Origin of the sequence: Levilactobacillus bambusae, assembly GCF_003124125.1 — a bacterium.
GTDB classification, from domain to species: Bacteria; Bacillota; Bacilli; order Lactobacillales; family Lactobacillaceae; genus Levilactobacillus; species Levilactobacillus bambusae.
Map to the genome: position 1 here is coordinate 1 of NZ_QCXQ01000015.1, position 1462 is coordinate 1462.

Annotated in this window: 2 protein-coding genes; both read right to left on the reverse strand. The window is 46.8% G+C overall.

What is annotated here, in order from left to right:
- Positions 1 to 227: SAM-dependent methyltransferase (locus DCM90_RS10285; RefSeq protein ID WP_225366032.1), on the reverse strand; the 227-nt coding region annotated here is incomplete at its 3' end.
- Positions 193 to 1462, reverse strand: a 1270-nt coding sequence (locus DCM90_RS10290) for a non-structural protein NS4A (RefSeq protein ID WP_133244340.1), incomplete at its 5' end; no start/stop codon positions are given. The genes DCM90_RS10285 and DCM90_RS10290, both read right to left, overlap by 35 nt.

A 1462-nucleotide genomic window follows, 5' to 3' on the forward strand; every position in this document is an offset into this window, starting at 1 on the left:
CCCCCACAATAGTATGACCAGCCCCCCCTGCCGCAACCAAGGTCCACTACTTTCCCTTCTGGTGTGACCAGGTTTCTCTCGACGAACCATCTCAGTTTCGCCGAGCCTCGCGACACAGCGTGGTGGTCTGTTTCTCCTCTTTTGATGCCTTCTTTTGCTAAGGTTCTATCCACTTCCTGGATTCCACTTTTCTTATGAGATCTGGAATTCACTCTTCCCCAATGCATTCAACCGGTTTTTCCATTTTTCTCCAAGCGTCTCTCCTGTGTTGCCAGTTCCCCTTCTTGTGTTGGCCGTGTTCTTCATAATAGAAAAGAGAAGTCCGGCTCCGGCCAAGTAACTCCCTCTAAAAATGTTAGCCATTGACACTGCAATAGTTGTATTCCAGAATCTTCCTGGATTTCCTTCCCACAGTGTAGAGATGGGCCCGGTTGCTAAGGTTAGAGCTTCACATAAAGCCCATGTAGTCCTCATCATCAATACTTGAGTCACGCAGAGGACTAAGAGCATTACTTGTCCCAACTGCTTTTCAAACTTTGGATCATAGGGTATTGGATCTAGGTCAATCACTGTTATTCCATCCACAGTTGGGTTTTTCATGATGCCCGCTGCTGCTCTTTTCTGAGCCTCTCTAGTTGCTTTCGCTTGGAGTCCTGGCCCTATGATAGCATAATGTGCTACCAATAAGAGAAGGGCTGCTGTGAGAGTTATGGGGTTGACTTGTGAATAGCACCCGATAGCGAGAAGGGGAACTCCGATGTCCATTTTTGACAATGGCCATCCTTTCCCAAGACCCATTAACACTGTGGCTTGGTTGGCAATGGCTGTTAGAGACACATTCACTGAGGAATTTTCAATGCTATGCCTCAACATTGGTGTGATGAAAGTTGTTGCCACGGCATACAGAGTCCAAGCTGATGCAGGACGTAAATCTATGTCCAGGATGTTGCTCTCAGGTTGCTGGGTTGTAATGCTTCCCAATCCGAAATCTTTCTTTGTTTTTTCCAGGAAACCCATCTCATTTGCCATGGTTGCGGCCACCACTGTAAGGATGGCTATGACAACATAAGTTAATTGGTTATCTTGGGGTGTTCTCTGCTTTTCTGGTTCTGGAATGAGCAAGACTATGAGAAAAAACTCCAGTATTATTGAAGCTGCTATCCAGTGTGGCTGTATTTGTGCATACCATAGGAGAATACTGGCCGTGATTATGCAGCACATTCCCAGGGTCATCTTCCCTATACCTTTTCCACTCATCAAGAACAGGAAAATTCCGCCCGTGACTGTGGCCAAGAGTGTCAGTAAAAGCAATGTTTCCAGAGTCTCCGGCAGTTCACTAAGAGCATGGTTGTACGCCCTTCCGCCTGCTTCAGCTGTATGCAAGACTGCTAAGTTGTCCAGTGCATTCCTTGCTTTCTGGGTCATGAAGGTTGGGAGCCTACCCATCTCTGTGATTAGATTC